The sequence below is a fragment of the Streptomyces omiyaensis genome (assembly GCF_014650895.1).
In the GTDB taxonomy this organism is placed as follows: domain Bacteria; phylum Actinomycetota; class Actinomycetes; order Streptomycetales; family Streptomycetaceae; genus Streptomyces; species Streptomyces omiyaensis.
The window spans coordinates 56,648-82,422 of the sequence record NZ_BMVV01000030.1 but is presented as its reverse complement, the minus strand read 5'-3'; the positions used below and the strand labels follow the sequence as shown (position 1 = coordinate 82,422).

At 76.1% G+C, this 25,775-nt stretch carries 22 protein-coding genes; 16 read left to right on the top strand and 6 right to left on the bottom strand.

Annotated features, from left to right (window positions below):
• Positions 1 to 19: 19 nt before the first annotated feature.
• From IE287_RS32870 to IE287_RS32860, 3 genes are read right to left on the bottom strand one after another with little or no spacing between them, the layout of a single operon-like run.
• Positions 20 to 733, bottom strand: a complete 714-nt coding sequence (locus tag IE287_RS32870; protein ID WP_189852906.1) for a tryptophan 2,3-dioxygenase family protein — start codon at positions 731 to 733, stop codon at positions 20 to 22.
• The gene (locus IE287_RS32865) at positions 730 to 1,995 is read right to left on the bottom strand and encodes a pyridoxal phosphate-dependent aminotransferase (protein ID WP_189852905.1); all 1,266 of its coding nucleotides are present in this window, start codon (positions 1,993 to 1,995) and stop codon (positions 730 to 732) included. The genes IE287_RS32870 and IE287_RS32865 overlap by 4 nt, the downstream gene beginning before the upstream one ends.
• 41 nt (positions 1,996 to 2,036) lie before the next feature.
• Complete coding sequence (locus IE287_RS32860; RefSeq protein WP_229883883.1) at positions 2,037 to 2,801, bottom strand: SDR family NAD(P)-dependent oxidoreductase; 765 nt, start codon at positions 2,799 to 2,801, stop codon at positions 2,037 to 2,039.
• Between the two features lie 292 nt (positions 2,802 to 3,093).
• Between IE287_RS32860 and IE287_RS32855 the strand changes: the two genes are divergently transcribed.
• A complete protein-coding gene (locus IE287_RS32855) occupies positions 3,094 to 4,308 on the top strand; it encodes a cytochrome P450 (protein WP_189852904.1) in 1,215 nt (404 codons plus the stop codon).
• A gap of 36 nt (positions 4,309 to 4,344) precedes the next feature.
• On the opposite strand, the gene IE287_RS32850 is transcribed toward IE287_RS32855, so the two are convergent.
• A complete protein-coding gene (locus IE287_RS32850; protein WP_308436907.1) occupies positions 4,345 to 5,916 on the bottom strand; it encodes a (2,3-dihydroxybenzoyl)adenylate synthase in 1,572 nt (523 codons plus the stop codon).
• A gap of 373 nt (positions 5,917 to 6,289) precedes the next feature.
• Between IE287_RS32850 and IE287_RS32845 the strand changes: the two genes are divergently transcribed.
• From IE287_RS32845 to IE287_RS32805, 9 genes are all read left to right on the top strand, one after another.
• Positions 6,290 to 8,086, top strand: a complete 1,797-nt coding sequence (locus IE287_RS32845) for a non-ribosomal peptide synthetase (RefSeq protein WP_189852902.1) — start codon at positions 6,290 to 6,292, stop codon at positions 8,084 to 8,086.
• A gap of 89 nt (positions 8,087 to 8,175) precedes the next feature.
• The gene (locus IE287_RS32840; RefSeq protein WP_189852901.1) at positions 8,176 to 8,610 is read left to right on the top strand and encodes a VOC family protein; all 435 of its coding nucleotides are present in this window, start codon (positions 8,176 to 8,178) and stop codon (positions 8,608 to 8,610) included.
• A gap of 39 nt (positions 8,611 to 8,649) precedes the next feature.
• Positions 8,650 to 9,933, top strand: coding sequence for an AMP-binding protein (locus IE287_RS32835; protein WP_189852900.1), 1,284 nt, complete (start codon positions 8,650 to 8,652; stop codon positions 9,931 to 9,933).
• Positions 9,934 to 10,238: 305 nt separating this feature from the next.
• Positions 10,239 to 11,261, top strand: a complete 1,023-nt coding sequence (locus IE287_RS32830; protein WP_189852899.1) for a GHMP family kinase ATP-binding protein — start codon at positions 10,239 to 10,241, stop codon at positions 11,259 to 11,261.
• A 5-nt stretch (positions 11,262 to 11,266) separates the two neighbouring features.
• Positions 11,267 to 12,040 (top strand): aminotransferase class I/II-fold pyridoxal phosphate-dependent enzyme, encoded by a 774-nt coding sequence (locus tag IE287_RS32825; RefSeq protein ID WP_189852898.1) that lies wholly within the window; start codon positions 11,267 to 11,269, stop codon positions 12,038 to 12,040.
• A gap of 75 nt (positions 12,041 to 12,115) precedes the next feature.
• The gene (locus tag IE287_RS32820) at positions 12,116 to 12,559 is read left to right on the top strand and encodes a cell division protein SepF (protein ID WP_189852897.1); all 444 of its coding nucleotides are present in this window, start codon (positions 12,116 to 12,118) and stop codon (positions 12,557 to 12,559) included.
• Positions 12,560 to 13,220: 661 nt separating this feature from the next.
• Positions 13,221 to 14,618, top strand: a complete 1,398-nt coding sequence (locus tag IE287_RS32815) for an AAA family ATPase (protein ID WP_373307949.1) — start codon at positions 13,221 to 13,223, stop codon at positions 14,616 to 14,618.
• The gene (locus IE287_RS32810) at positions 14,615 to 14,992 is read left to right on the top strand and encodes a nucleotide pyrophosphohydrolase (protein WP_189852896.1); all 378 of its coding nucleotides are present in this window, start codon (positions 14,615 to 14,617) and stop codon (positions 14,990 to 14,992) included. The genes IE287_RS32815 and IE287_RS32810 overlap by 4 nt, the downstream gene beginning before the upstream one ends.
• A gap of 145 nt (positions 14,993 to 15,137) precedes the next feature.
• Complete coding sequence (locus IE287_RS32805; RefSeq protein WP_373307948.1) at positions 15,138 to 15,755, top strand: DUF6099 family protein; 618 nt, start codon at positions 15,138 to 15,140, stop codon at positions 15,753 to 15,755.
• Positions 15,756 to 15,963: 208 nt separating this feature from the next.
• On the opposite strand, the gene IE287_RS32800 is transcribed toward IE287_RS32805, so the two are convergent.
• Positions 15,964 to 16,224, bottom strand: a complete 261-nt coding sequence (locus IE287_RS32800) for a hypothetical protein (protein ID WP_189852914.1) — start codon at positions 16,222 to 16,224, stop codon at positions 15,964 to 15,966.
• Between the two features lie 262 nt (positions 16,225 to 16,486).
• Here IE287_RS32800 and IE287_RS32795 point away from each other — a divergent pair, with 262 nt between their 5' ends.
• Positions 16,487 to 17,410 (top strand): LLM class F420-dependent oxidoreductase, encoded by a 924-nt coding sequence (locus tag IE287_RS32795; RefSeq protein ID WP_189852895.1) that lies wholly within the window; start codon positions 16,487 to 16,489, stop codon positions 17,408 to 17,410.
• Between the two features lie 4 nt (positions 17,411 to 17,414).
• Complete coding sequence (gene mmuM / locus IE287_RS32790) at positions 17,415 to 18,347, top strand: homocysteine S-methyltransferase (RefSeq protein ID WP_189852894.1); 933 nt, start codon at positions 17,415 to 17,417, stop codon at positions 18,345 to 18,347.
• Here the strand turns inward: mmuM and IE287_RS32785 are convergent.
• On the bottom strand, positions 18,310 to 18,921 hold the full coding sequence (locus IE287_RS32785) for a hypothetical protein (protein WP_189852893.1): 612 nt from the start codon (positions 18,919 to 18,921) through the stop codon (positions 18,310 to 18,312). The genes mmuM and IE287_RS32785 overlap by 38 nt on opposite strands.
• A 96-nt stretch (positions 18,922 to 19,017) precedes the next feature.
• Between IE287_RS32785 and IE287_RS32780 the strand changes: the two genes are divergently transcribed.
• The 4 genes from IE287_RS32780 (at position 19,018) to argF (ending at position 25,681) form a co-directional block, all read left to right on the top strand.
• Complete coding sequence (locus IE287_RS32780; protein ID WP_189852892.1) at positions 19,018 to 20,580, top strand: 3' terminal RNA ribose 2'-O-methyltransferase Hen1; 1,563 nt, start codon at positions 19,018 to 19,020, stop codon at positions 20,578 to 20,580.
• Positions 20,577 to 23,141, top strand: a complete 2,565-nt coding sequence (locus tag IE287_RS32775) for a polynucleotide kinase-phosphatase (RefSeq protein WP_189852891.1) — start codon at positions 20,577 to 20,579, stop codon at positions 23,139 to 23,141. Before IE287_RS32780 ends, IE287_RS32775 begins: the two co-directional genes overlap by 4 nt.
• A 144-nt stretch (positions 23,142 to 23,285) precedes the next feature.
• Complete coding sequence (locus tag IE287_RS32770) at positions 23,286 to 24,518, top strand: arginine deiminase (RefSeq protein WP_189852890.1); 1,233 nt, start codon at positions 23,286 to 23,288, stop codon at positions 24,516 to 24,518.
• Positions 24,519 to 24,667: 149 nt separating this feature from the next.
• Positions 24,668 to 25,681, top strand: a complete 1,014-nt coding sequence (gene argF / locus IE287_RS32765; protein WP_189852889.1) for an ornithine carbamoyltransferase — start codon at positions 24,668 to 24,670, stop codon at positions 25,679 to 25,681.
• Positions 25,682 to 25,775: the final 94 nt, after the last annotated feature.

The window sequence follows — 25,775 nt, the reverse complement described above, 5'->3', positions numbered from 1 at the left end:
CCCCGACGCCGTCGCCGCCTCAGCCCTCCGACAGCAGCTTCTCGTGCACCTGCGCCCGCAGCCGCCGCAGCTCGGGGAAGGGCATCGTCACCCGGGACGCCAGATGGTCGACGCCCGAACTCCCGCCGGTGCCGCCGCGGTTGCCCACCATCTTCGAGACCAGCGCCAGGTGCGTCATCTTCCAGCGCCAGTAGCCGTTGGCCACGTCGAGCAGACTGTCCGCGATCCGGTTGAGCACCCCCGCGCCCGGCCCCTGCGCGCACACCTCCGCGACGGTGACGCCCCGGTGCTCCGCCAGCCGCTCGAAGGCCCCGTACAGCCGGCCCTCCTGCCGGTCGCCGCCGAGCAGCCGCGCCAGCAGCCGGAACTGCGCCGACTGCGCCCCGCTCGCCCCGTCCAGGTACGGACGGAACTCGGCGAAGTGCCGCAGCGGCAGCTTCTCCAGCGCCACCACCTGCCCGTGCAGCACCCGCAGCAGCTCGACCGTGCGGTCGAGGAACTCCAGGGCCAGCTCGTCGTCCTCCGGACCGTACGGCGGCACCATCGCCTCCGCCGCCGCGTCCAGATCGATCGTGACCTGCTTCAGCCACAGCTCGCAGGCCTGGTGGGTGACGATGAAGAAGTGCTCCGCCTGGATCACCGACCGGCTCGCCGAGTCCGGGGTGCGGGTCTCCTGGAGGCCCAGCAGGGCGTCGACGTTCAGGTAGTCCGCGTAGGTGAGGGCCGCCGTCACCGGACGGCCCCGCCGCACTCCCGGGCGAAGTCGAGCAGCTCGGCCACCCCGTCCCGCAGCGTCCCCGGATCCCCGCACACGGCGATCCGGATCAGATGGCGCGACCAGGGCGCCGGCTCCGCCGACAGCACCCGCCCCCTGGCGTCGAGCCGAGGCAGCAGCGCGAAGCCGCTGCCCGGGACCACCGCCACGTTCCGCGTCCGCAGCAGCCGGGCGGAGAACTCCTCGGCGGTCAGGCCGGTCGGCGCCACGTCGAGCACCGCGTACCAGCCGCCGGCCGGCAGCTCGGCCATCAGCCCGGCGTCCCGCACCGCGGGCAGCGCCGCGTCACGGTTGGCGAGCACCATCGCCCGGTTCTCCTTCACCACGTGCCCGAGGCGCAGCGCCTCCAGCCCCGCGTACTGCACGGGCGTCGCCATCGCGATGAGGTTGGCCTCCTGCACGATCCGCACCGCCCGCGCCGTCCGCTCGTCGGCCGTGGCGAGGTAGCCGAGCCGGTAGCCGGTCATCGCCAGGCTCTTCGAGAAGGTCTGCACCGTGTGCACGATCCGCTCGGAGACCGGCACGTCCCGCTCCAGCGACGCCGTCGACACGTGCGCCCCGTCGAAGACGAAGTGCTCGTACGCCTCGTCGCTGATGATCTGCCAGCCCTCCCGCCGCGCCGTGCCGAGGAGGGCGGAGAGCCGCTCCGCGTCCAGCACGGCGCCGGTCGGGTTGGACGGCGAGTTCAGCAGCAGCACCCGGGTGTTCGGGGTCGCCGCGGCCAGCACCGCCTCGGGGTCCGGCCGGTAGTCGGCGCCCAGCGGGTAGAACACCGGGCGCAGCCCGGCCAGCAGCGCCTGCTGGAGGTGGATGGGCCAGTGCAGCTCCGGCAGCAGGATCTCCGCGCCGGGCTCGGCGACGGCCTGCATCAGCGCGGCCAGCCCCTGGCAGGAGCCGGGGGTCACGAAGACCCGCGACGCGTCGGTGTCCACGCCGTTCTCGGTGGCGAGCTTCTCCACCAGCCGCTCGCGCAGCTCCACCAGGCCCTCGACGTCGGTGTACGTCGTCCGTCCCTCCTCCGCGGCCCTCGCCAGCGCCCGCGCGACCTCGGGCGGCGGGGTGAAGTACGGCTCCCCGACGTGGAGCTTGGTGACCGGCCGGCCGGTCGCGCGTTCGCGCTCGTCCGCCTCGCGGAAGACGCGGTGCAGCTCCGACGAGGGGATCGTCGCCGCGACCGCGGCACCGTCGGACAGCGGCGTGGAAGGGCTGGGCAGGGGCATCAGGACTCCGTTTCGATCGTGGCGGCGGCGCGCGGGACGGATCAGGAGGTGCGGCCGCCGTCGACGGGGATCAGGGCTCCGGTGATCCAGCCGGAGAAGTGCGGGTCGAGCAGGCCGCACACCCACCCGGCGACCTCGCCGGGCCGGCCGAAGCGGCCCATCGGGGTCGCCGCGAGCAGCCCCGCCAGGAGCGCGTCGGTGCCCGCGGCGTCCAGGCCCATGTCGTCCCACATCGGGGTCGACACCGGGCCCGGCAGGACCGCGTTGACCCGGACCTCCGGGGCGAGTTCCCGGGCCAGCGAGCGGGTGAGGCTGTTCAGCGCGGCCTTCCCGGCGCCGTAGAACGACCGCCCCGGCATGGCGAGCACCCCGCCGACGGACGACACGTTCACCACCGCGCCGCGCTCCTCGCGCAGGTGCGGCAGGGCCGCGCGGATCAGCGCGGCGGGGGCGCGGACGTTCACCGCGAGCAGCTGCTCGAAGTCGTCGTCGGACGCCTCCTCCAGCGGGGCGAAGCGGGCCAGGCCGGCGTTGTTGACCAGGCCGTGGACCGTGCCGAAGCGGGCGGTCGCGGCGGCGACGACCTCCTCGGCCGCCCCCGGCCGGGTGATGTCGGCGGCGACCACCTCGACGCGCCCGCCGCCGGGACCGGCGGCCAGCCCGCGCAGCGCGTCCTCGCGCCGCCCGACGGCCACCACCCGCGCGCCGCGCTCCAGGAGCAGCTCGGCGACCGCGCGTCCCATGCCCGTGCCGGCGCCGGTGACGATCACCGCGCGTCCGGCCAGCCCGTCTCCGTGCTCTGCCACCGTGCACCCTCCTGTCCCGTCCGGCCCGGACGGACTGTCCCGCCCGGCGCCCGGACGGACCCGGTCGAGCCGGTACGAGACCCGGCGCGGCGAGCGGCCGCGAGCGCGGACTCCGTCCCGCCGGACCCTCGGTGTCCCGGCCAATCTGTCGCCTGTCCTCCCGATCGGCACCCCGTTCCGACAGAACTGCGCCAGATGCGCCCGGGCCCGTCGCCGCCGTTGTGACGATGCGGTCACCGGCACGGCTCGCCGCTCTGCCGCGTCCCCGGTCCCCGCACGGAAGGTTTCGCCGATGAGCCCGACCACGGCCGGCACCACCGCCTTCGACCTCACCGACCCGACGACGTTCGTCCGCCACGACCCGCTCGCCTTCTGGGCCCGGATGCGCGACCACGACCCCGTCCACTGGCACGAGGGGAGGGACGGCCGGCCCGGCTTCTGGGTGGTCTCGCGGTACGCCGACGTCCTCGCCGCCTACACCGACGCCGCACGCCTCGGCTCGGCCCGCGGCACCGTCCTCGACGTCCTGCTCCACGGCGACGACTCGGCCGGCGGCCGGATGCTCGCCGTCACCGACCGGCCCCGCCACCGGGACCTGCGCACCGTCATGCTCCGCGCCTTCTCGCCCCGGGTGCTCGGCGCCGTCGTCGAGCGGGTCGAGCGGCGCGCCGCCGAGCTCGTCCGGGACGTCACCGGCGCGGGCTCCTTCGACTTCGCCGCCGAGGTCGCCGAGCACATCCCCCTGGGCACCATCTGCGACCTGCTGTCGATCCCCGCCGCGGACCGGCCGGACCTGCTGCGCTGGAACAAGAGCGCCCTGTCCTCCGACGACGCCGAGGCCGACCCGTACGCCGCCCTGGAGGCCCGCAACGAGATCCTGCTGTACTTCGTGGACCTGGTCGAACGGCGCCGGGCCGCCCCCGGCGACGACGTCGTCAGCATGATCGCCGCGGCCGAGGTCGACGGCGCCCCGCTCTCCGTCGAGGACGTCGCCCTCAACTGCTACAGCCTGATCCTCGGCGGCGACGAGTCCTCGCGGGTGTCGGCGATCTGCGCCGTCAAGGCCTTCGCGGACTTCCCCGACCAGTGGCGGGCCGTCCGCGACGGCGAGGTCTCCCTCGACACCGCCGTCGAGGAGGTGCTCCGCTGGGCCACCCCCGCCATGCACTTCGCCCGCACCGCCACCACCGACCTGGAGATCGGCGGCCGGCGGATCCGGGCCGGGTCCGTCGTCACCCTGTGGAACACCTCCGCCAACTTCGACGAGCGGCAGTTCGACCGGCCCGAACGCTTCGACCCCGCCCGCACCCCCAACAAGCACGTGTCCTTCGGCCACGGCCCCCACTTCTGCCTCGGCGCCCACCTCGGCCGCGCCGAACTCCGCGCCCTGCTCACCGCCCTGGCCGGCACCGTCTCCGGCATCGAGGCCACCGGCACCCCCCGGCGCGTCTACTCCACCTTCCTCAACGGGCACAGCACGATGCCCGTCGCCTTCACCGCCCGCTGACGGGCCCGGCGGGACGCGCCGGACCCGTCCCGCCGGTCACACCGAGGCGCGCAGCGCCACCTTGTCGACCTTGCCGACGGGGGTCCGGGGGAACTCCCCGACCGCCACCACCCGGTCCGGGATCTTGTACGTGGCGAGCCCCCGCTCCCGCAGGTACGCCTTCACCGCCGGCCCGCCCACCGGCTCGTCCCGGAAGACCACGAAGGCGACGCACCGCTCGCCCAGCACCGGATCCTCCACCCCGACCACCGCCGCGTCCCGGACCGCGGCGTGGGTGAGCAGGTGCTCCTCCACCTCCTCGGCGGGCACCTTCTCCCCGGCCCGGTTGACGATGTCCTTGATCCGTCCCACCACCACGAGGTTGCCGTCCGGCCGCCGCCGCACCAGGTCCCCGGTGCGGAAGTGCCCGCCGGGGGTGAAGGCGTTCCGGTTCTGCTCCTCGGCCCGGTAGTAGCCGCGGATCGTGTACGGGCCCCGCACCGCCAGCTCGCCCTCCTCGCCGTCCGGCACCGGCCGCCCCTCCGCGTCCAGGACGAGGACCTCGTCGTGCGCGGCCAGCGGCCGCCCCTCGGTGTGGACGGCGACCTCCTCCGGGTCGTCCAGGCGCGTGTACGTCAGCAGCCCCTCGCCGACGCCGAACCACTGCGACAGCGCCGCGCCCATCCCCGGACCCACGTCCGCGGCCCGCCCGCTGTCGAACTTCGAACTCCCCACCTGCAGCAGCAGACCGGGGAAGCGCGCCCCCGACCTGCGGGCCGCGTCGATCCACAGCCGCACCACCGGCGGCACCAGCGTCGTCAGCGTCACCCCCTCCCGCTCGATCAGCGCGAACACCTCGTCGGGGCGGACGCTGGAGGTGAGCACCGCGGTGCCGCCGACCAGCAGCGCGCCCAGCACGCCGGGGCAGCCGAGCGCCGAGTTGTGGCCGACCGGATTGACCGCCAGGTAGACGCCGTCGCCGTCGAAGCGCAGCGCCTCGGCGGTCGCCCGCATGTTGTACGCGTAGTCGTCGTGGGTCCGCGGGATGAGCTTGGGCAGCCCCGTCGTCCCGCCCGACAGCAGGAAGAGCGCGGGCTCCGACGGATCGACCGCCGGCATCGTCCGCCCCGGCGCGCGCAGCTCCGCCAGCGCCGTGAACTCCTCCGCCTCGCCCGCCACGAAGACGTGCTTCAGCGACGGCACCCCGGACAGCACCTCGCGGGCCAGGACCCGGTGGTCGAAGCCCTTCACCTCGTCGGCGACGACCAGCGCGACCGCCCCCGAGTGCCCGCACAGATGGGTGAGTTCGACCCGGCGGTGCCCCGGCAGCGCCATCACCGGGATCGCCCCGATCCGCAGCAGCGCGAAGACCACCGTGACGAACTCCGGCTCGTTCGGCAGCTGGACGACGACCCGGTCCAGCGGCCCGATGCCCCGGTCCAGCAGGCCGCCCGCCAGCGCCGCCGCCTCCTCGGCCAGCTCGGCGTAGGTCGTCCGCCGCTCCCCGCACACGAGCGCGGTCCTCCCGGCGTACCGCGCGCACGCCTCGTCGAGGAGCTCGCCCAGCGGCCGCCCCTCCCAGTACCCCTCGCGACGGTAGAGCGCTGCCAGTTCCTCGGGCCAGGGCACACAACCTTCGAGCATCGCTTCCCTCCAACGGGGCCGACGGGCCGGACCGCACGGCGCTCCCGCGCGGTCGCCCCAGCGTGGCCGAGGCCCCCCGGGCACGAGGGAACGGCGACAGGGACACGACAGGAGCGAAGCCTCCCGGGCACCCCTCCGAAGCCTCCCGGCCCCTCTTCCGCCGCCTCCCCTCCGAAGCCTCCCGGCCCCTCTTCCGCCGCCTCCCCTCCGAAGCCTCCCGGCCCCCCTTCCGCCGCCTCCCCTCCGCACCCCCTGTCGCACTCCTTTCGCGCCACCCCGCCGGCGCGGGCCGAGCGGCTAGCTTCGGTGGCCGGCCCAGCGCCCTCGTACCGCAGTACCGAGAGGACGGAGTCCGCACGTGCCGACCGTTCCGGAGTTGTTCGAGTCCGTCGTGGCCCGCGCGGGGGACAGCCCCGCGGTGCTCCACGGCGACCGCGTGGTGACCTACGCCGAGCTCAACGCCCGCGCCAACCGCCTCGCGCGGACCCTGGTCGCCCGCGGCGTCGGCCCGGACACCCCCGTGGCGGTCGCGCTGCCCAAGGGCGACGAGCTGACGGTCGTGCTCCTCGCCGTCCTCAAGGCCGGCGGCGCCTACCTCCCGCTCGACCCGCAGTACCCCGCCCGGCGCCTCGCCCACATGGTCGCCGACGCCCGGCCCGTCCTGCTGGTCCGCCCGGCGGCCCTCCGCCCCGACCTCGGCGCCCCGGTGCCCGAACTCGTCGTCGACGACCCCGGCACCGCACGGGAGACGGCCGCGCGGCCCGCCCACGACCTGACCGACCGGTGCCGCAACGCCCCCCTCACCCCGCGGCACCTGATGTACGTCATCTACACCTCGGGCTCGACGGGCACGCCCAAGGGCGTCGCCGTCACCCACGCGGGCGCCGCCGACCTGGTGGCCGCCCAGGCGGCGACCCTCGCCCCGGGACCCGGCGACCGCGTCCTGCAATGGGCCTCCATCAGCTTCGACGCCGCCTTCTGGGACTGGTCGGCGGCCCTCCTCTCCGGGGCCGCCCTCGTCATGGCCCCGGCCGAGGAGCTGCTGCCCGGCCCGCCGCTCCACGCCACCCTGCGCCGCCACGCCGTCACCCACGCCACCCTCCCGCCGGTCGCGCTCAGCGTCACCGACCCCGAGGGCGTGCTCCCCGGCGGCACGGTCATGTCCACGGGGGACGCCTGCACCGGCGCCCTCGTCGCCCGGTGGGCCCCCGGACGCCGCTTCTTCAACGGCTACGGACCGACCGAGACCACCGTCGGCTCCACCATCGCCGGCCCCGTCGCCCCCGGCGAGGCGATCACCATCGGCACGCCGTGGTCCGGCAACCGCGTCCTCGTCCTCGACGAACGCCTCCGCCCGGTCCCCGACGGCGTCGACGGCGAGCTGTACCTCGCCGGGAACGGCGTCGCCCGCGGCTACCTCGACCGCCCCGGCCTCACCGCCGGCCGCTTCCTGCCCGACCCCGCCGGCCCGCCCGGCAGCCGCATGTACCGCTCCGGCGACCGGGGCCACCGCCGCGCCGACGGACAGCTGGTCTTCTCCAGCCGGGGCGACGACCAGGTGAAGATCCGCGGCTTCCGCGTCGAGCTCGGCGAGGTCGAGGCCCGGCTGGCCGCCCACCCGGCGGTGGACGTGGCCGCGGTGACCGTCGTCGGCGACCTCGCGGGTGCCCGCCTCGCCGCCTGGGTCAGCACCGTCGACGGCGCCGGCGTCACCGGGCCCGCGCTGCGCGCCCACGCGGCGGAGGCCCTGCCCGACCACATGGTCCCCTCCTCGGTCCACCTCCTCCCGAGCCTCCCGGTCACCGCCAACGGCAAGATCGACCGGGCCGCGCTGCGCCGGCTCGCCGAGGAGGCCGAGCGCGCGGCGGGGGAGCGGCGGGCGGAGGACGGCCCCGCCGGGGAACCGGCCGCCGGACCCGTCACCGACCCCGTCGAGCGGACCGTGTGCCGGCTGGTCGGCGAGATCCTCGGCGTGCCGGACGTCCGCCCGGACGACAACTTCTTCAAGCTCGGCGGCCATTCGGTCCTGGCGACCCGGCTCGCCGGCCGGCTCCGCGACGCGCTGGGCGCCGCCGTCCCGATGCGGGCGGTCTTCGAGTCCGCCACCCTCGCCGACCTCGCCGCCGCGGTGCGCCCCGGCCGCGCCTCCGGCTGACCCACCGCCCCCTCCCTTCGCCGCCCCTCACCCTGTCTCCCCCCCCGCCCCCCACCACCCCGTTTCCCTCCTCCGTCGAAGGAGCGACCGTGTACGACCCGGCCCGCGGCTTCCCCCAGGTGGTCGTCGAACTCGCCTACGCCGACCCCGACCGCGCCGTCGACTGGCTCGTCCGCGCCTTCGGCTTCCGCCTGCTCCTGCGGCAGCCCGCGGCGGGCGGCATCCACCACGCCGACCTCGACACCGGCGGCGGCGTCGTCATGGTCCGCCGCACCGGCGAGCGCCACACCGCCGCCTGCTCCGCCGACCACACCTGCAAGCAGGTCATCGTCTGGGTGCCCGACGTCGACGCGCACCGCGCGCACGCCGAGGCCGCCGGCGCCGAGATCGTCCAGCCCCCGACCGACAAGCCGTGGGGACTGCGCCAGTACCTGGTCCGCGACCTCGAAGGCCACCTGTGGGAGTTCACCCGCCATCTGCGGGACGTCCCGCCGGGGGAGTGGGGAGCGGTGGCCACCGCCTGACCCCGGCACGGCACCCGATCCCGAGCTGGAGGAACCACCGTGACCCCCGACCCCGCCCTGGCACCCCGCCGGAGGCCCGCCGCCCGTCACCCGCAGCCCCCGCCCGGCCCCGGCCTCCCGCGCCCCGCCGCACCGGCCCCGCCGCCCCCGTCACCCGCCACCCTCGACGGCGGGTTCGCCCGCGCGGCCCTGCGCCGGCCGGACGCCGTCGCCGTCCAGGACGCCGGCGGCGCGCTCACCTACGCCCGGGCCGACCAGTGGGCCGCGCGCCTCGCGTCGATGCTGATGCACCGGGGCGTCCAGCTCGGCGACCCGGTGATCGTCCACTGCGACGACCACCGGCAGGCCCTGGTGGCCCAGCTCGCCGTCCTGAAGGCCGGCGGCGTCTGCGTGCCCGCCGCCCACGGCCTCGGCCCGCGCGAGCTGCGCGCCGTCGGGACCCTCAGCGGCGCCACCACCGTCCTGTGCAGCAGCTCCACCCGGGCGGCGTGGGGGCGGGCGCACACCGCCCTCGCCCTGGACGACCCGGAGACCTGGCGCCGGATCACCGCCCACCGCCTGGAGCCCTCGCTCCCCCTCTCGCACCCCGCCGAGGCGGCCTACCTGCTGCGCGCGCACGGCGGGCCCGGCGCCCCCGCCGGGCACCTCGTCGACCACCGCGCCTGGCGCCTCGCCGTCGCGGAGCGGATCCGCACCTCCGGCCCGGCCCCCCGCCGGGTCCACGTGACGGGCCCCCCGTCAGGGCCGGCCGCGCTCTCCGCGATGTGGTGGGCGTTCGCCGCCGGCGCCTCGCTGCGGGCCGTGCCGCCCTCCGGCACCCCGGCCGGCGGCGACGGCACGCCGTGCGCCGCCGTCCTCACGCCCGAGGAGTACGCCACCCTCCTCGACGCGCTCCCGGTACGGCCCCGGCTCGTCCAGCTCGTCGGCGGTCCCGTCCCCGCCGACCTGGTCCGGCGCCACTTCGACGTCCTGCCGCACGCCCGGCTCCGCGCCGACTTCGCCCCCACCGACGGCGTCCTCCCCTGGACCTCCCGCGAGCTCACCGCCCCCGGGACCGCCCCGCACACCCTCGGCTCACCGGTCTCCGAGGTCCAGGTCCGGGTGGTGGACGACCGGGGCGTGCCGCTCGCCACCGGCCGCCCCGGGGAACTGTGCGCCACCGGGCCCGCGCTCCCCTTCAGCACCGTCCACGGCCCCGGCCACCCGGCCCCGGCGGACCACGACACCCCCCTCCTCCGCTCCGGCGTCGCCGCCCGCCGCCTCCCCGACGGCACCCTGGAACTGGCGGAACCTGCGGAACCGGTGGCCTCCCTGCCCGCCTGACACCGCCCCACCGGACCCGGCCGCCCGGCCCGGCCGGTCACCGCGGAGGCACGCCGCCGGGCGCGGGGCCGCCGCCCCGGGGCGGTACCGCCCCGCGCGGACACCGACCCCCGGAGCAGCACCGGACGCACGGGCTCCCGGAGCGGTACCGGGTGTGCACGGGCTCCTGGAGCGGTACCGGGTGTGCACGGGCTCCCGGAGCGGCTCCGGCCGCGCCGCTCCCCGAAGCCGCAGCAGGTCCGCCGGCCCCGGAGCCGCACCCCCCGGCCGCACCACCGCCCGGCACCAGCGGTCAGACTCTCCCCGTGACCACCAGCGCTCCCCTCGCCCCGCCCGTGCCCGCCGACGGGCCCGTCCCCGGCACCGGTCACGCCCCCTCCCACCACGGGGAACTCCTCCAGGGCGTCTTCCTCGACGCCGGCGGCCGGCCGTGCGCCGGGCTCGTCACGCTGCCCCTGGCCGGCCCCGGCACCCGCGCCGACTTCACCCCCCGCCCCGGCACCCCGCCGGACGCCGTCACCGTCCTGCCCGGCGACCGGAGCAAGGCCGCCCGCGCCGCCCGGCTCGCCGTCGCCGTCTGCGCCGGCCGCACCGGCCGCCCCGCCCGCGGCGGCACCCTGCGCCTCACCGGCACCGTCCCGCTCGGCCTCGGCATGGGCAGCTCCACCAGCGACGTCCTGGCCGCCGTCCGCGCCGTCGCCGACGCGTACGGGCTCCGCCTCGACCCCGGCACCACCGCCCGCCTCGCCGTCCGCGCCGAACGGGCCAGCGACCCCCTCATGCTCGACGCCCGCCCCGTCCTCTTCGCCCAGCGCGAGGGCCGCGTCCTCGAAGTCCTCGGCCCCGCCCTGCCGCCGCTCCTCGTCGTCGGCTGCCTCCTCGGCGACGGCGCCCCCGTCGACACCCTCGCCCTCCCGGCCCCCACGCCCACCGAGGCCGAACTCCGCGCCTACGCCGACCTGCGCGACCGGCTCCGCCGCGCCCTCGCCGAGGGCGACGCGGCGCTCCTCGGCCGGGTCGCCACCGCCAGCGCCCGCCGCGCCCAACGGCTGCTCGGGCAAAGGGAGTTCGAGCCGCTCGTCGCGCTCGCCCGCCGCACCGGCGCCGTCGGCGTCCAGATCTCCCACAGCGGCTCCGTCGCCGGCGTGCTGCACGATCCGGCCGTCCCCGGCGCCGCGGCCCGCGCCGACGCCACCCGCCGCGCCCTCGACGCCCACCGCATCCCGTACACCCGCACCTTCACCGCCGGCCCGCCGACTCCCGCCGCACTCCAGGGGATTCACGCCGCGAGACGGCCCTGGACAGAAAAAGCGTGCTCTCTGCACTGAATCGCATGCCTCCCGCCGCCGCGGTCTCCCCTCCCGCCACGCCTCCCGCCGCCCCCGCGCCCCCGCCGGCCGCGCGGCCGGCGAACGTCGCCCCGTCTCCCGTGCGCGAGATCCCGGCGCTCACCGCGCGCCCCGAGGTCATCCTGCTCGTCACCACCGGCTCCCAGCAGGCCCTCACCCTCCTCGCCACGGCGCTCCTCGAACCCGGCGACGTCGTCCTCGTCGAGGACCCCTGCTCCCTCGCGGCCCTCCAGGCCTTCGGCTTCGCCGGGGCCCGGGCCGTCCCCGTCCCCACCGACGACGACGGGATCCTCCCCGAGGCGCTCGACGAGATCGCCGCCCGCGAGAGGCCCACGCTGCTCTACGTCGTCCCGACCTTCCAGAACCCCACCGGCCGGACCCTCCCCGCCGCGCGCCGCGCCGCCGTCGCCGAGGCCGCCGCCCGGCACGGCTTCTGGATCGCCGAGGACGACCCGTACGGCGAACTCCGCTTCGAGGGCGAGCCCGTGCCGAACATCGCCGGCCTGCCCGCCGCCCTCCCCGAGGGCAGCCGCTGGAACCGGCCCGAGGGCGGCATGTTCGTCTGGGCCACCCTCCCCGGGGGCCGGGACGCCGGCGCCCTCCTCGCCACCGCCATCGGCCACGACGTGGCCTACGTCCCCGGCGCCCCGTTCTACGCCGGCACCCCCGACCCGGCCTCCCTCCGCCTCTCCTTCACCACCCACGCGCCCGACGAGATCGCCGAGGGCCTGCGCCGCCTGGCCGAGGCCTTCGCGTGAGCGCCCGGCGTCCGCCCCCGCCGTTCACCCGTGTCGTTGTTGGGCCGAACGGGTGAGGAGCGGGAGGATGGGGCCATGAGTAGGTACGAGAGGTACGACGTCACCGACGAGCAGTGGGAGGGGCTGGCCCAGGTCCTTCCGCTGCGCGGCCGTGACGAATGGCCGTCCAGGGTCGACCACCGCACGATGCCCGAGCAGTACGAATCCGCCGAACAGCGCCGCATGGTCGTGCTGCGGGTCCAGGTCTTCGCCGACGCCCGCGAGGTCGCCGAGTACCTCATCGCCCGGATCCCGGTCCTGCTCGACCTCACCGGCGCCGACCCGGAAGTCGCCAAGCGCGTCCTCGACTTCAGCAGCGGCGTCGTCTTCGGCCTCGGCAGCGGCATGCACCGCGTCGACCGGAACGTCTTCCTGCTGGCCCCGCCCGGGACCGAGGTCGAGGGCACCGGCGACGGCCCGGCCGGCGACGAGGACGACGAGCCCGTCGGCGCCCCCCGCGCGGGCGTCCCCCGATCGTAGGAAGGTCATCTCGGCGTAACGGTTCGTCAGTGCCGGCCCTGCGTACGGTCCGATCATGGACCTCACCGGCGGCCCCACCCTCGCCCGCACCCCCGGCCCCCGCACCCCCGACACCGTCCCCCACCCGCGCCCGACGCCCCGGGAACCGGGCGCGAACGGCCCCGCCCCCACCACCCCGAGGCGGACCCCGCCCCCACCGGCCCCCGCGTCCGGCACGACCGCGCCGCCCCCCGGCCCCGGCACGGACCCGGCGGCCTCCGGAACCGGCACGGACTCGACGTCCCCCGGGTCCGGCACGGACCCGGCGGGCGCCGGTCCGGGCACGGACTCGAGGGACCTGGGGGCCGGCACGGAGCCGGCGTCCCCCGGGTCCGGTGCGGTCCCGGCGGGCGCCGGTCCGGGCACGGACTTGACGGACCTGGGGGCCGGCACGGAGCCGACGTCCGCCGGGTCCGGTGCGGTCCCGGCGGACGCCGGCCCCGGCGCGGTCCCGGCCGCCTCCGGGGCGAGTTCGTCCCTGGCGGACCCCGGTCCCGGCGCGGCTTCGGCGGACCACGGGTCCGGCGCGGTTCCGGTCGGCTCCGGGTCCGGTGCGGTTCCGGCCGGTCCCGTCTCCGGCGGGGCCCTGGCCGCCCCCGGGTCCGGTACCGCCCTGACCGGCGTGGGGTCCGGCACGGTCCCGGCCGAGTCCCGCCCCGGTCCGGGGGCGGCGGGGCCCGGGTCCCGCGCGGTCCCGGCGGGCTCCGCGTCCGGCGGCAGGGTCCGTGCCCGCGTCGGCGCCCAGGCCGGCGCCCGCAGGAGCGGGGCGGACGTCCGGGGCGCGGCGGGTCCGCAGGACGCGGCAGGGGCGCGGGGTACGACGGGCGCACGGGGTGCGGCAGATGTACGGGGCTCGGCGGACGCGCGGGGCGGGGCCGCGGGCGGGGCCGAGCCGCCGGCCGTCCCGAGGCCCGTCGTCACCGAACTGCGGCTCTCCGCCTACGCGGGACGCCGCCGCGCTACGTACCCCCTCGGTCCCGTCACCCTCTTCGCCGGCCCCAGCGGCAGCGGCAAGTCCACCGTCCTCGGCGCCTACGAGGCGCTCGCCCGGCTCGGCGCGGGCGACCCGCTCGGGGAGGTCTTCCCCGACCCGGTCCGGCTCGTCCCCGACGACGCCCGCCCCGACGCCCAGGGACGCCGCGGCTTCCGCATCGGCTGCACCGTCGACGGCCCCGTCGGCCCCGTCCGCCTCGACCTCGCCGTCCAGGCCGACCCCGAGCTCCGCATCGTCGGCGAACGACTCTCCCGTCACGGTCGCATCCTCCTCACCACCGCCCTCAGGGACCCCGGCCGCACCACCGTCCAGGCCGCCTGGTTCACCGCCGGCGCGACCCCCGTCACCCGCGCCCCGCTCCCCGACGACCTCCTCGGCACCGCCCTCCTCCCGCTCCGCGTCGCCGGCGCCACGGCCGGCCAGCGCGAGGTGCTCGCCGCCGCCGAACAGGCCGTGGTCGGCCTCCGTTCCCTCTTCGCCTGCGCCCCGGAACCGGACCGGATGCGCGCCCCCGTCCTCCCCGGCGAGGGCCGTCTCCTGCGCGACTGCGCCAACCTCGCCGAGGTCCTGCACCGCACCCACACCGCCTGCCCCCGCCGCCACCGGCGCCTCGCGGCCGTCGCCGGCGCGGGCTGCGCGGGCCCCGTCACCGGACTCGGGACGCAGGAGCTCGGCGACGGCACCGTCCGCGCCCTCCTCGCCCGGGGCGCCCGCCCCGCCACCCCGCTCGGCCGCCTCGGCGACGGCGAACTCCGCTACCTCGCCCTCGCGCTGACCCTCCTCACCGGCCCCGGCGTCCTCGCCATGGACCGGATCGCCGAGGTCCCGGACGCCATGCAGTGCCTCACCCTGCTCGCCGACGGCCTCGACCGCGGTCTCGACCCGCGCCAGGCCGCCGCCCTCCTCGACCTCGCCGCGGCCGTCGCCGCCGACGGCCACATCCGCCTGGCCGGCTCGGTCGGCGCGGCCACCGCGGCGGAAGCCCGGCGGACCCCGGGTGTGACGGTGGTAGACCTGACCCCGTGACGGACACCGAACACGACGTGGCAGGGCTCCAGCGCCGGCTCGCCGCCTTCGCGGCGGCACGCGACTGGCAGCCCTTCCACACGCCCAAGAACCTGGCGGCGGCGCTCAGCGTCGAGGCGGCCGAACTCCTGGAGATCTTCCAGTGGTCGACCCCCGAGCAGGCGGAGCGGGTGATGGACGACCCGGAATCGGCCCACCGCGTCACCGACGAGGTGGCCGACGTCCTCGCCTACCTGCTCCAGTTCTGCCAGGTCCTGGGGATCGACCCCCTCGCCGCCCTCGCCGCGAAGATCGACCGCAACGAGCTCCGCTTCCCGGTCCGCGGACGGGACGGAACGGGCGAGTCGGACACCGAAGGCAAGCGAGATTCTTGATCGTCACTCTTCGGAGTGATCGCTTTCCCTCCTTCGAGCCGCCTGTCCACAGATTTCCGAATTCCTCTGGTGCGGGGGCTCAGGCGGCCTCACTCTGGGTAGTGGACTGAGGGAACGGCACGTCGCACGAACGGGGGCGGATGTGATGGAAGCGGAGCGACTCGTCCGGGCCGGCCTGCACGCACTGGCCGAGAGCGGGACGGCACACGACATCGTGGCGGAAGCCTGGCAGGCCCGGGCGCTCGCCCAGGCGATGGGGAGTCATCTCGCGCTCTGCGGACCGCTGGAGCTGCGGGGCGAGGCGCGCGGACTCAGCGAGGCCGGCGAGTACCCGGCGTGGGGAGCGGCCGGGCCGCGTGCCGCGCGGCTCACGGAGGTCGGCGACCCGCGCTCGGCGCTCACCGCGCTCGGGGAGCTCCTCGGGGAGGTCGGCATCGCCCTCGTCGGCGTGGCCTCGGTGACCGACGACGAGGGGCTGTACTGGCAGTGCATGGAGGCCATCGACGCCGCGGACGAGGCCGGCGACCGCGTCCGCGGCATGCTCCGGCGCCTCGACGTCCGCGAGCAGGGCCGGGCCCGCCCTCCCGACCCGCCCCGGGGCAGGGCGGGCCCCCTGCCGGCCACCCCGCATCCCAGGAACCCGACCCCCCGTCGCCCGGCCCCCGAGCCCGCGGGCGAGGCGGACCGGGAGCCGAGCCCGGACCCGGAGCCGAACCGGACCCCGGGACACGTGCGGGAGCGCGACCGGGCCCGCGACCGCTGACGGGAGCGAGCGGAGGCGGTGACGGGCGGGACGGCGAAGGCACGGGGAGGCGAGGGGACGGCGAAGACGAAGGGGGAGGGGGAAGAGGGAGCAGGAGGCGAGGGGCAGGGGGCGGGGGACGGGTGAAGAGGAGAACGGGGGAGCCGAACCGACGGGAGGGGGTTCGGCTGGAGAGGGGGCGACGGGAGAGGAGCCGACGGGAGAAGGGTCAGCGCGTCCCGGCGCCGTGACCGTGGCCGTCGTCGGGGCCGGCGCCGGCGCCGTCGTCGTAGGGCGTCCCCGGCTCGTGGCGGTCCGTGGCGGACTGGAGGTCGGCGTCCAGCTGGGAGAGGTCGGCGGAGAGCGCCGCCATCAGCTCCTCCATCTGCTGGAGCAGCCCCTTCGGGGCTCCGGGAGCCTGCTGCCCGGGCACGGCCTGCGGCACCTGCTGCTCGGGCGACGCCTGCTCCGACGCGGTTTCGTGGGACATCGCGGCCTCCTCGCCCCGGGCCCCGGCCGGCACGGACGGGGACACGGGAGAAGAACGACGCACCGGCTGCGGCCGCCGGCGCGCGGGCCGGGCGGTCCGGCTCCGCCCGAGCCAACGACGGGGTCCGGTCACGGTCACTGGCCGGTGGTGACGCGCCCCGCCAGGGGGACGGATATTCACCCGCCCGAGCAGGCGGGCCCCGTGCGCTGACGCGCGGCTTGACGCGCGGCCCGACACGCACCCGACGGTGCAGGATGGAGGCATGGATCTTCGCATCTTCACGGAACCCCAGCAGGGCGCCGACTACGACACCCTCCTCCGGGTGGCCCGCGCCACCGAGGACCTCGGGTTCGACGCCTTCTTCCGCTCCGACCACTACCTGCGCATGGGCTCGGGCGACGGGCTGCCCGGGCCGACCGACGCCTGGATCACGCTCGCGGGCCTCGCCCGGGAGACCAGCCGGATCCGCCTCGGCACCCTGATGACCGCCGCCACCTTCCGGCTGCCCGGCGTCCTCGCCATCCAGGTCGCCCAGGTCGACCGGATGTCCGGCGGCCGGGTCGAACTCGGCCTGGGTGCCGGCTGGTTCGAGGAAGAGCACACCGCGTACGGCATCCCGTTCCCGAAGGAGAAGTTCGGCCGGCTGGAGGAACAGCTGGCGATCGTCACGGGCCTGTGGGGGACCGAGGCCGGCAAGACCTTCTCGTACGAGGGGGAGCACTACCGCCTCGCCGACTCGCCCGCGCTGCCCAAGCCCGCCCAGCGGAAGGTGCCGGTCCTGATCGGCGGCCACGGCGCGACCCGCACGCCCCGGCTGGCGGCGCGGTACGCGGACGAGTTCAACATCCCGTTCGCGTCCGTGGAGGACACCGAGCGGCAGTTCGGACGCGTCCGCGCCGCCGCGGAGGAGGCCGGCCGGCCCGCCGGCGACCTCGTGTACTCCAACGCCCTCGTCGTCTGCGTCGGCAGGGACGACGCCGAAGTGGCGCGCCGCGCCGCCGCCATCGGCCGGGAGGTCGACGAACTGAAGGCCAACGGCCTGGCGGGCTCGCCCGCCGAGGTCGTGGAGAAGCTCGGGCGCTACGCGGCGGTCGGCTCCGGCCGGGTCTACCTCCAGGTCCTCGACCTGGACGACCTGGACCACCTGGAGCTGATCTCCGCCCAGGTCGCCCCGCAGCTGGGCTGAGCCGATGGCACCGGACCGGACGTTCGCCCGGGCCCTCGCCGACGGGGTGCTCCTCCTCGACGGCGGGCTCTCCAACGAGCTGGAGGCCCAGGGCTGCGACCTGTCGGACGCGCTCTGGTCGGCGCGGCTGCTCGCCGACGCGCCCGACCGGATCGAGGCGGCCCACGCCGCCTATGCCCGGGCCGGTGCCCAGGTGCTGATCACCGCCGGCTACCAGGCCACCTTCGAGGGCTTCGCCCGCCGCGGCATCGGCCGGGCGGCCACGGCGGCGCTGCTGGGCCGGAGCGTGTCGCTGGCCCGGGCCGCGGGGCGGGGGAGGGCCTGGGTGGCGGCCTCCGTCGGGCCGTACGGGGCGATGCTGGCCGACGGGAGCGAGTACCGGGGGCGGTACGGGCTGTCGGTGCGGGAGCTGGAGGCCTTCCACCGCCCGCGGGTGGAGGCCCTGGCGGCGGCGGAGCCGGACGTGCTGGCGCTGGAGACGGTGCCGGACGCCGACGAGGCGGAGGCCCTGCTGAGGGCGGTCGCCGGGTGCGGGGTGCCGGTGTGGCTCTCGTACACGGTGGCGGACGGCCGGACGAGGGCCGGCCAGGAGCAGGCCGACGCCTTCGCGGTGGCGGCGGGGAACGACCAGGTGGTGGCGGTGGGCGTGAACTGCTGCGACCCGGCCGGGGCGGCGGAGGCGCTGGCGGTCGCCGCCGAGGTGACGGGGAAGCCCGGCGTCGTCTACCCCAACAGCGGGGAGCGCTGGGATGCCGGGGCGGGCGCGTGGCGGGGCGCCGCCGCCTTCGGTCCCGCCGAGGCCCCGGGCCTCGCCGCCGCGTGGGTGGCGGCCGGCGCCCGGCTGGTCGGCGGCTGCTGCCGGGTCGGCCCGGGGACGATCGCCGCCCTGGAGGCCGGTTTCAGGGCGCCGGGTGGCAGGAGCACGGGGCGGGGGTGACCGTCGCCCCGTCGACGTGGACGGTCCCGGTGCCGTCCTCGGTGCAGCGCAGGGCCAGCCAGACGCGGCGGACCTCTCCGGCCGGGCCGGTCGCGTGGGCGACCGCGGCCTCGAAGAGGTCGTGGCCCCCGGGGCAGCGCAGGACGGGCGGCGCGGAGCCGGGGGGTGTGGAGGGCCAGGGGAGGGCGGGGGTGAGCCGCCAGGGGAAGCCGTCCGGGTGGACGCCGCCGTCCCTGACGCCGAGCGGCAGGCAGCAGCCCTCGCAGAAGCACTCGTCCGCCACGACCTCGAAACAGTCCCAGCCGCACGACGCGCAGACCGCGGCCGTGACCGTGATCCGCTCGTCCGGTTCCCGGGCGGTGGCCCTCGTGCGCAGGAGCGCCACCAAGCCGTCACCGCTGCCGCTGACGCTGCTCCAGCCGACGCCGATGTCAATGCCGCCGTCGCTCCCGCTCCGGCTCCCGCTCCGGCTCCCGCTCCCGCTCCCGCTCTCGCTCCCGTTCCCGCTGACGTCGGCGTTGGCGCCGCCGTGCCGGTCCGTCCCGGCCTCCCCCGTGCCCGCGCTGTCTCCCATGGCGCCATCCTCGCAGGTGCCGCACCGCTCCCGGAGGCCGGGAGGGGCGGTGAAAATGCCTGGTGGGCGGGGCGGGGCGCGCCCATACTCGGGCATGTGTTCCTGACGATCAGCACCACCGGCACCCCGGAGCGACCCGCGACCGATCTCGGTTTCCTGCTGCACAAGCATCCCGAGCGGGCCCAGGCGTTCCCGACCTCGCACGGCATTGCGCACGTGCTCTATCCCGAGGCCACGGCGGAGCGCTGCACCGCCGCCCTCCTCCTGGAGGTGGACCCCGTGGCGCTGGTGCGCCGCGGCAAGGGCAAGGGCCGGGGCGGCGCCCCGGACGCGGCGCTCGCGCAGTACGTCAACGACCGGCCCTACGCCGCGTCCTCGCTGCTCGCGGTCGCCCTGGCCCAGGTCTTCAAGACGGCGCTGCACGGCGCGTGCCGGGCGCTGCCCGAGCGCGCGGCGGCGCCGCTGCCGCTGCGGATCGAGGTCCCGGTGCTGCCCGCGCGGGGCGGCGCCGAGCTGGTGCGGGAGCTGTTCGGGCCGCTCGGCTGGACCACGGTGGACGTCGCGCCGGTGGCGCTGGACGCGCAGTTCCCCGAGTGGGGCGACTCGCGGTACGTGAGCCTCGTCCTGGAGGGCGGGGGGCTCCGGCTCGCGGACGCGCTGAACCAGCTCTACGTGCTGCTGCCCGTCCTCGACGACGCCAAGCACTACTGGGTGGCGCCGGACGAGGTGGAGAAGCTGCTGCGGGCCGGAGAGGGCTGGCTGGCGTCGCACCCTCGGCGCGAGCTGATCACCACCCGCTACCTGGCGCGCCGCCGGAGCCTCGCCCGCGAGGCGTCGGAGCGGCTCGAACTGGTGCGGCTCGCCGAGGCCGAGGGACTCGACGTCGAGGACGTCGACAACGCCGTGGACGAGGCGCGGGACACGGAGGAGCGGCCGGTGCCGCTCGCCGTGCACCGGCGCGAGGCGATCCTGTCCGCGCTGCGCTCGGCCGGCGCGGCCCGCGTCCTCGACCTGGGCTGCGGGCAGGGCCAGTTGGTGCAGGAGCTGCTGAAGGACGTGCGCTTCACGCGGATCGTGGGCGTGGACGTGTCGGTACGGGCGCTGACCGTCGCCGCGCGCCGCCTGCGCCTGGAGCGCATGGGCGAGCGGCAGGCCTCCCGCGTCGAGCTGGTGCAGGGCTCGCTGACGTACACGGACAAGCGGCTCGGCGGGTACGACGCGGCCGTGCTGAGCGAGGTGATCGAGCACCTGGACCTGCCGCGGCTGCCGGCCCTGGAGTACGCGGTGTTCGGCTCGGCCCGCCCCCGCACGGTCGTGGTGACGACGCCGAACGTCGAGTACAACGCGCGCTGGGACTCGCTGCCCGCCGGGCACGTCCGGCACCACGACCACCGCTTCGAGTGGAGCAGGGCCGAGTTCCGCAAGTGGGCCGCCGAGGTGGCCGAACGGTACGGCTACGCCGTGGAGTTCACGCCCGTGGGGCCGGACGACCCGGAGGTCGGCGCGCCGACGCAGATGGGCGTCTTCACCCGCACGGGAACCGATACCGATACCGACACCGACACCGACACCGACACCCATACCAACACCGACACCGGCACCGACACCGCGACCGCCACCGCCACCGAGGACGAGAAGAAGAAGGAGGACCGGGCATGAGCGACCCCACGACCGTCGCCGGCACCACCGAGGAGCGCCGGGTGCTCCCCGTCACCGACCTCTCCCTCGTGGTGCTCGTCGGTGCGACCGGCTCCGGCAAGTCGTCCTTCGCGCGGCGCCACTTCAAGCCCACCGAGGTGGTCTCCTCGGACTTCTGCCGGGGACTCGTCGCGGACGACGAGAACGACCAGTCGGCGTCGAAGGACGCCTTCGACGTGCTGCACTACATCGTCGGCAAGCGGCTCGCGGCCGGCCGGCTGACCGTCGTCGACGCGACCAACGTGCAGCGCGAGGCGCGCCGGCAGCTGGTGCAGCTGGCGCGGGAGCACGACGTGCTGCCGATCGCGATCGTGCTCGACCCGCCGGAGTCCGTCTGCCGGGAGCGCAACGCCCTGCGGGCCGACCGGGCCGGCATGCCCGACCACGTCGTCCCCCGGCACCGGCGCGAACTGCACCGCGGCCTGAGGGGGCTGGAGCGGGAGGGCTTCCGCAAGGTCCACGTCCTGCGGTCGGTCGCCGAGACGGAGGCCGCTGAGGTGCGGCTGGAGCGCCGGTTCAACGACCTGCGCCACCTCACCGGCCCGTTCGACGTCATCGGCGACATCCACGGCTGCCGGAGCGAGCTGGAGACGCTGCTCGGCCGGCTCGGCTACGTGGACGGCGCGCACCCGGAGGGGCGCACGGCGGTCTTCGTCGGCGACCTCGTCGACCGGGGGCCGGACTCGCCGGGCGTGCTGCGCCGGGTGATGGGCATGGTGGAGGCCGGGAACGCGCTGTGCGTGCCGGGCAACCACGAGAACAAGCTGGGGCGCTGGCTGAAGGGCAGGAAGGTCCAGCTGACGCACGGCCTCGCCGAGACCGTGGAGCAGCTGGAGCGCGAGCCGGAGGAGTTCCGCACGCGGGTGCGGGAGTTCATCGACGGCCTGGTGAGCCACTACGTCCTGGACGGCGGGAAGCTGGTGGTCTGCCACGCCGGTCTGCCGGAGAAGTACCACGGCCGCACCTCGGGCCGGGTCCGCTCCCACGCGCTGTACGGTGACACCACCGGCGAGACCGACGCGTTCGGGCTCCCGGTGCGCTACCCGTGGGCGGAGGAGTACCGGGGGCGGGCGACGGTCGTCTACGGGCACACGCCGGTGCCGACGACGTCGTGGATCAACAACACGATCTGCCTGGACACCGGCGCGGTGTTCGGCGGGCGGATGACCGCGCTGCGCTGGCCGGAGCGCGAGCTCGTCGACGTGCCGGCCGAGCGGGTCTGGTACGAGCCGGCCCGGCCGCTGTCGTCGGACGTGCCCGGCGGGCACCAGGGGCGGCCGCTCGACCTGGCCGACGTCCACGGGCGGCGGACGGTGGAGACCCGGCACCTGGGCAACGTGGCGGTGCGGGAGGAGAACGCGGCGGCGGCCCTGGAGGTCATGAGCCGGTTCGCGGTCGACCCCCGGCTGCTCGCCTACCTGCCGCCGACGATGGCGCCGACGCCCACCGCGAAGGCGGAGGGCTTCCTGGAGCATCCGGTGGAGGCGTTCGCCCAGTACCGGTCGGACGGCGTCGAGCGGGTCGTGTGCGAGGAGAAGCACATGGGCTCGCGGGCGGTCGCCCTGGTGTGCCGGGACGCGGACGCGGCGCGCGAGCGGTTCGGGGTGGACGGGCCGACGGGCGCGCTGCACACCCGTACCGGCCGGCCGTTCTTCGACGACGGGGCGGCCACCGAGCAGGTCCTCGCCCGGCTGCGGACGGCGATCGGCGCGGCCGGGCTCTGGGAGGAGCTCGACACGGCCTGGCTGCTGCTCGACGGCGAGCTGATGCCGTGGTCGCTGAAGTCCGGCGGGCTGCTGCGCCACCAGTACGCGGCGGTCGGCGCGGCCTCCGGCGCGGTCTTCCCGGCGGCCGTGGGGGCGGTCGAGGCGGCGGTCGCGCGCGGTGTGGAGGGCCTCGGCGGGCTGCTCGCGGCGCAGCGGGACCGGGCGGCGGACGCGGCCGCCTTCACCGAGGCGTACCGGCGGTACTGCTGGCCGACGGAGGGCCTGGACGGGGTGCGGTTCGCGCCGTTCCAGCTGCTCGCGGGCCGGGGGCGGTCGCTCGCGGGCGTGCCGCACGACGTCCAGCTGGGGTGGCTGGACCGGCTCGTGGAGCACGATCCGACGGGGCTGCTTCAGGTGACGCGGCGGATCGTCGTCGACACCGGTGACGAGGCGTCGGTCCGCGCGGGCACCGACTGGTGGCTGGAGCTGACCGGCGCCGGCGGCGAGGGCATGGTCGTCAAGCCGCTCGCGGCGCTGGTCGAGGACGGCGCGGGCCGCCCGGTGCAGCCGGGCGTGAAGGTGCGCGGCCGGGAGTACCTGCGGATCGTGTACGGCCCCGAGTACACCCGCCCGGAGAACCTGGCACGGCTGCGGCAGCGTTCCCTCGGCCACAAGCGCTCGCTCGCCCTGCGCGAGTACGCGCTCGGCCTGGAGGGGCTGGAGCGGATGGCGGCCGGCGAGCCGCTGTGGCGGGTGCACGAGGCGGTCTTCGCGGTGTTGGCCCTGGAGTCGGAGCCGGTGGACCCGAGGCTGTAGGCCTTCTCCTTCGGATCCGGCCGGGCGGCGCGCGCCCGGCCGGATCCGGAAGGGACGGCCCAGGGGCCACGGGCGGGCCGTGCGCCGTGAATTCGGCCGTGCGCGTCCCACGCGCACGGCCGTCCGCTCCGTCAGGATGGGCGCATGGGATTCCATGTCGACTCCGAGACCGGCCGGCTCCGCCGCGTGATCCTCCACCGCCCCGATCTGGAGCTCAAGCGGCTGACCCCGTCCAACAAGGACGCCCTGCTCTTCGACGACGTGCTGTGGGTGCGGCGGGCCCGCCAGGAGCACGACGGCTTCGCGGACGTGCTGCGCGACCGGGGCGTCGAGGTGCACCTCTTCGGCGATCTGCTGCGGGAGGCGCTGGAGGTGCCGCGGGCGCGGGCGCTCGTCCTCGACCGGGTCTTCGACGAGAAGGAGTACGGGCCGCTCGCCGCCGACCACCTGCGGGACGCCTTCGACTCCCTCGACTCCGGGGCGCTGGTGGAGGCGCTGGTGGGCGGGATGACGAAGCGCGAGTTCCTCGCCGCGCACCGGGAGCCGACGTCGATCCGCTTCCACGCCCTGGAGCTCGACGACTTCGTGCTCCGCCCGCTGCCGAACCACCTCTTCACCCGGGACACCTCGGCGTGGATCTACGACGGGGTGTCGATCAACGCGATGAGGTGGCCGGCGCGGCAGCGGGAGACGGTCCACTTCGAGGCGATCTACAAGCACCATCCGCTCTTCACCGGCCCGGAGGCGGGCGCCTTCCACCACTGGTCGGAGGGGCAGGCGGACTATCCGTCGACGATCGAGGGCGGGGACGTGCTCGTCATCGGCAACGGCGCGGTGCTGATCGGGATGAGCGAGCGGACCACCCCGCAGGCGGTGGAGATGCTGGCGCGGGGGCTGTTCGCGGCGGGTTCGGCGCGGACGATCGTGGCGCTCGACATGCCGAAGCGGCGGGCCTTCATGCACCTGGACACGGTGATGACGATGGTGGACGGCGACACCTTCACCCAGTACGCGGGGCTGGGGATGCTGCGCTCGTACACGATCGAGCCGGGCGACGGGGGGCAGGCGCTGCGGGTGACCGACCATCCGCCGGAGCGGATGCACGCGGCGATCGCGGCGGCGCTGGGGCTTCCGGAGGTGCGGGTGCTGACGGCGACGCAGGACGTGCACGCGGCGGAGCGCGAGCAGTGGGACGACGGCTGCAACGTGCTGGCCGTGGAGCCGGGCGTGGTGGTGGCGTACGAGCGGAACGTGACGACCAACACGCACCTGCGGAAGCGGGGCATCGAGGTGATCGAGATCCCGGGGAGCGAGCTGGGGCGGGGGCGGGGCGGTCCGCGCTGCATGAGCTGCCCGGTGGTGCGGGACGCGGTGTGAGGCGGGCGCCCCGGGCGCGCCGGGGCGGGAGGGCGCGCCGGGGAGCGCGCGAACACACCAGGGGGCTGTATAGGCATACTGGGTTATGTATACACTTCCAGCGTCCTGCCGTACCCGTCCCGACCGCACGCATCCCAGGAGCGCCCGCCATGGCCCTTGACCTCTCCGGCCGCCACTTCCTCAAGGAGCTGGACTTCACCGCCGAGGAGTTCCGCGGCCTGGTCGAGCTCGCCGCCGAGCTGAAGGCGGCCAAGAAGGCGGGGGCCGAGGAGCGGCGGCTGAACGGCCGGAACATCGCCCTGATCTTCGAGAAGACCTCCACCCGGACCCGCTGCGCCTTCGAGGTCGCCGCCGCCGACCAGGGCGCCTCCACCACCTACCTCGACCCCTCCGGCTCGCAGATGGGCCACAAGGAGTCGGTGAAGGACACCGCCCGCGTCCTCGGCCGGATGTTCGACGCCATCGAGTACCGCGGCGACAGCCAGGCCACCGTGGAGGAGCTGGCCTCCTTCGCCGGCGTCCCCGTCCTCAACGGCCTGACCGACGACTGGCACCCCACCCAGATGCTCGCCGACGTGCTCACCATGACCGAGCACAGCGACAAGCCGCTGGAGGACGTCTCCTTCGCCTACCTCGGCGACGCCCGCTTCAACATGGGCAACTCCTACCTCGTCACCGGTGCCCTGCTCGGCATGGACGTGCGCATCGTCGCCCCCGAGGCGTACTGGCCGGCCGAGGAGATCGTCACCGCCGCCCGCGGGCTCGCGGCCGGGAGCGGGGCCACGATCACCCTCACCGAGTCCGTCGCCGACGGCGTCCGCGGCGCCGACTTCGTCGTCACCGACGTGTGGGTGTCGATGGGCGAGCCCAAGGAGGTGTGGGACGAGCGGATCGCCGCCCTCGCCCCGTACGCCGTCACCATGGACGTGCTGCGCGCCACCGGGAACCCCGGCGTGAAGTTCATGCACTGCCTGCCCGCCTACCACGACCTCGGCACGAAGGTCGCCCGCGAGGTCCACGACCGGCACGGCCTGACCGAGCTGGAGGTCTCCGACGAGGTCTTCGAGTCGGACCACTCCGTCGTCTTCGACGAGGCCGAGAACCGCCTCCACACCATCAAGGCGGTCCTCGTGGCGACCCTGGCGGGTCCCGCCGGGGCATAGGATCACCAGACGTCAGGGGGGTCCGGGCACATGTGCCCGGACCCCCCTGACGCATGTACACCCCCCATGCAAGACCAGAGATGAGAACGCCCGC

Excerpts from the sequence above, each read along its gene's own strand:
- IE287_RS32865 (WP_189852905.1), bottom strand. The coding sequence starts at position 1,995 with ATGCCCCTGCCCAGCCCTTCCACGCCGCTGTCCGACGGTGCCGCGGTC.
- IE287_RS32855 (WP_189852904.1), top strand. The coding sequence starts at position 3,094 with ATGAGCCCGACCACGGCCGGCACCACCGCCTTCGACCTCACCGACCCG.
- IE287_RS32825 (WP_189852898.1), top strand. The coding sequence starts at position 11,267 with ATGCCTCCCGCCGCCGCGGTCTCCCCTCCCGCCACGCCTCCCGCCGCC.
- IE287_RS32820 (WP_189852897.1), top strand. The coding sequence starts at position 12,116 with ATGAGTAGGTACGAGAGGTACGACGTCACCGACGAGCAGTGGGAGGGG.
- IE287_RS32805 (WP_373307948.1), top strand. The coding sequence starts at position 15,138 with ATGGAAGCGGAGCGACTCGTCCGGGCCGGCCTGCACGCACTGGCCGAG.
- IE287_RS32800 (WP_189852914.1), bottom strand. The coding sequence starts at position 16,224 with ATGTCCCACGAAACCGCGTCGGAGCAGGCGTCGCCCGAGCAGCAGGTG.
- IE287_RS32795 (WP_189852895.1), top strand. The coding sequence starts at position 16,487 with ATGGATCTTCGCATCTTCACGGAACCCCAGCAGGGCGCCGACTACGAC.
- mmuM (WP_189852894.1), top strand. The coding sequence starts at position 17,415 with ATGGCACCGGACCGGACGTTCGCCCGGGCCCTCGCCGACGGGGTGCTC.
- IE287_RS32785 (WP_189852893.1), bottom strand. The coding sequence starts at position 18,921 with ATGGGAGACAGCGCGGGCACGGGGGAGGCCGGGACGGACCGGCACGGC.
- IE287_RS32775 (WP_189852891.1), top strand. The coding sequence starts at position 20,577 with ATGAGCGACCCCACGACCGTCGCCGGCACCACCGAGGAGCGCCGGGTG.
- IE287_RS32770 (WP_189852890.1), top strand. The coding sequence starts at position 23,286 with ATGGGATTCCATGTCGACTCCGAGACCGGCCGGCTCCGCCGCGTGATC.
- argF (WP_189852889.1), top strand. The coding sequence starts at position 24,668 with ATGGCCCTTGACCTCTCCGGCCGCCACTTCCTCAAGGAGCTGGACTTC.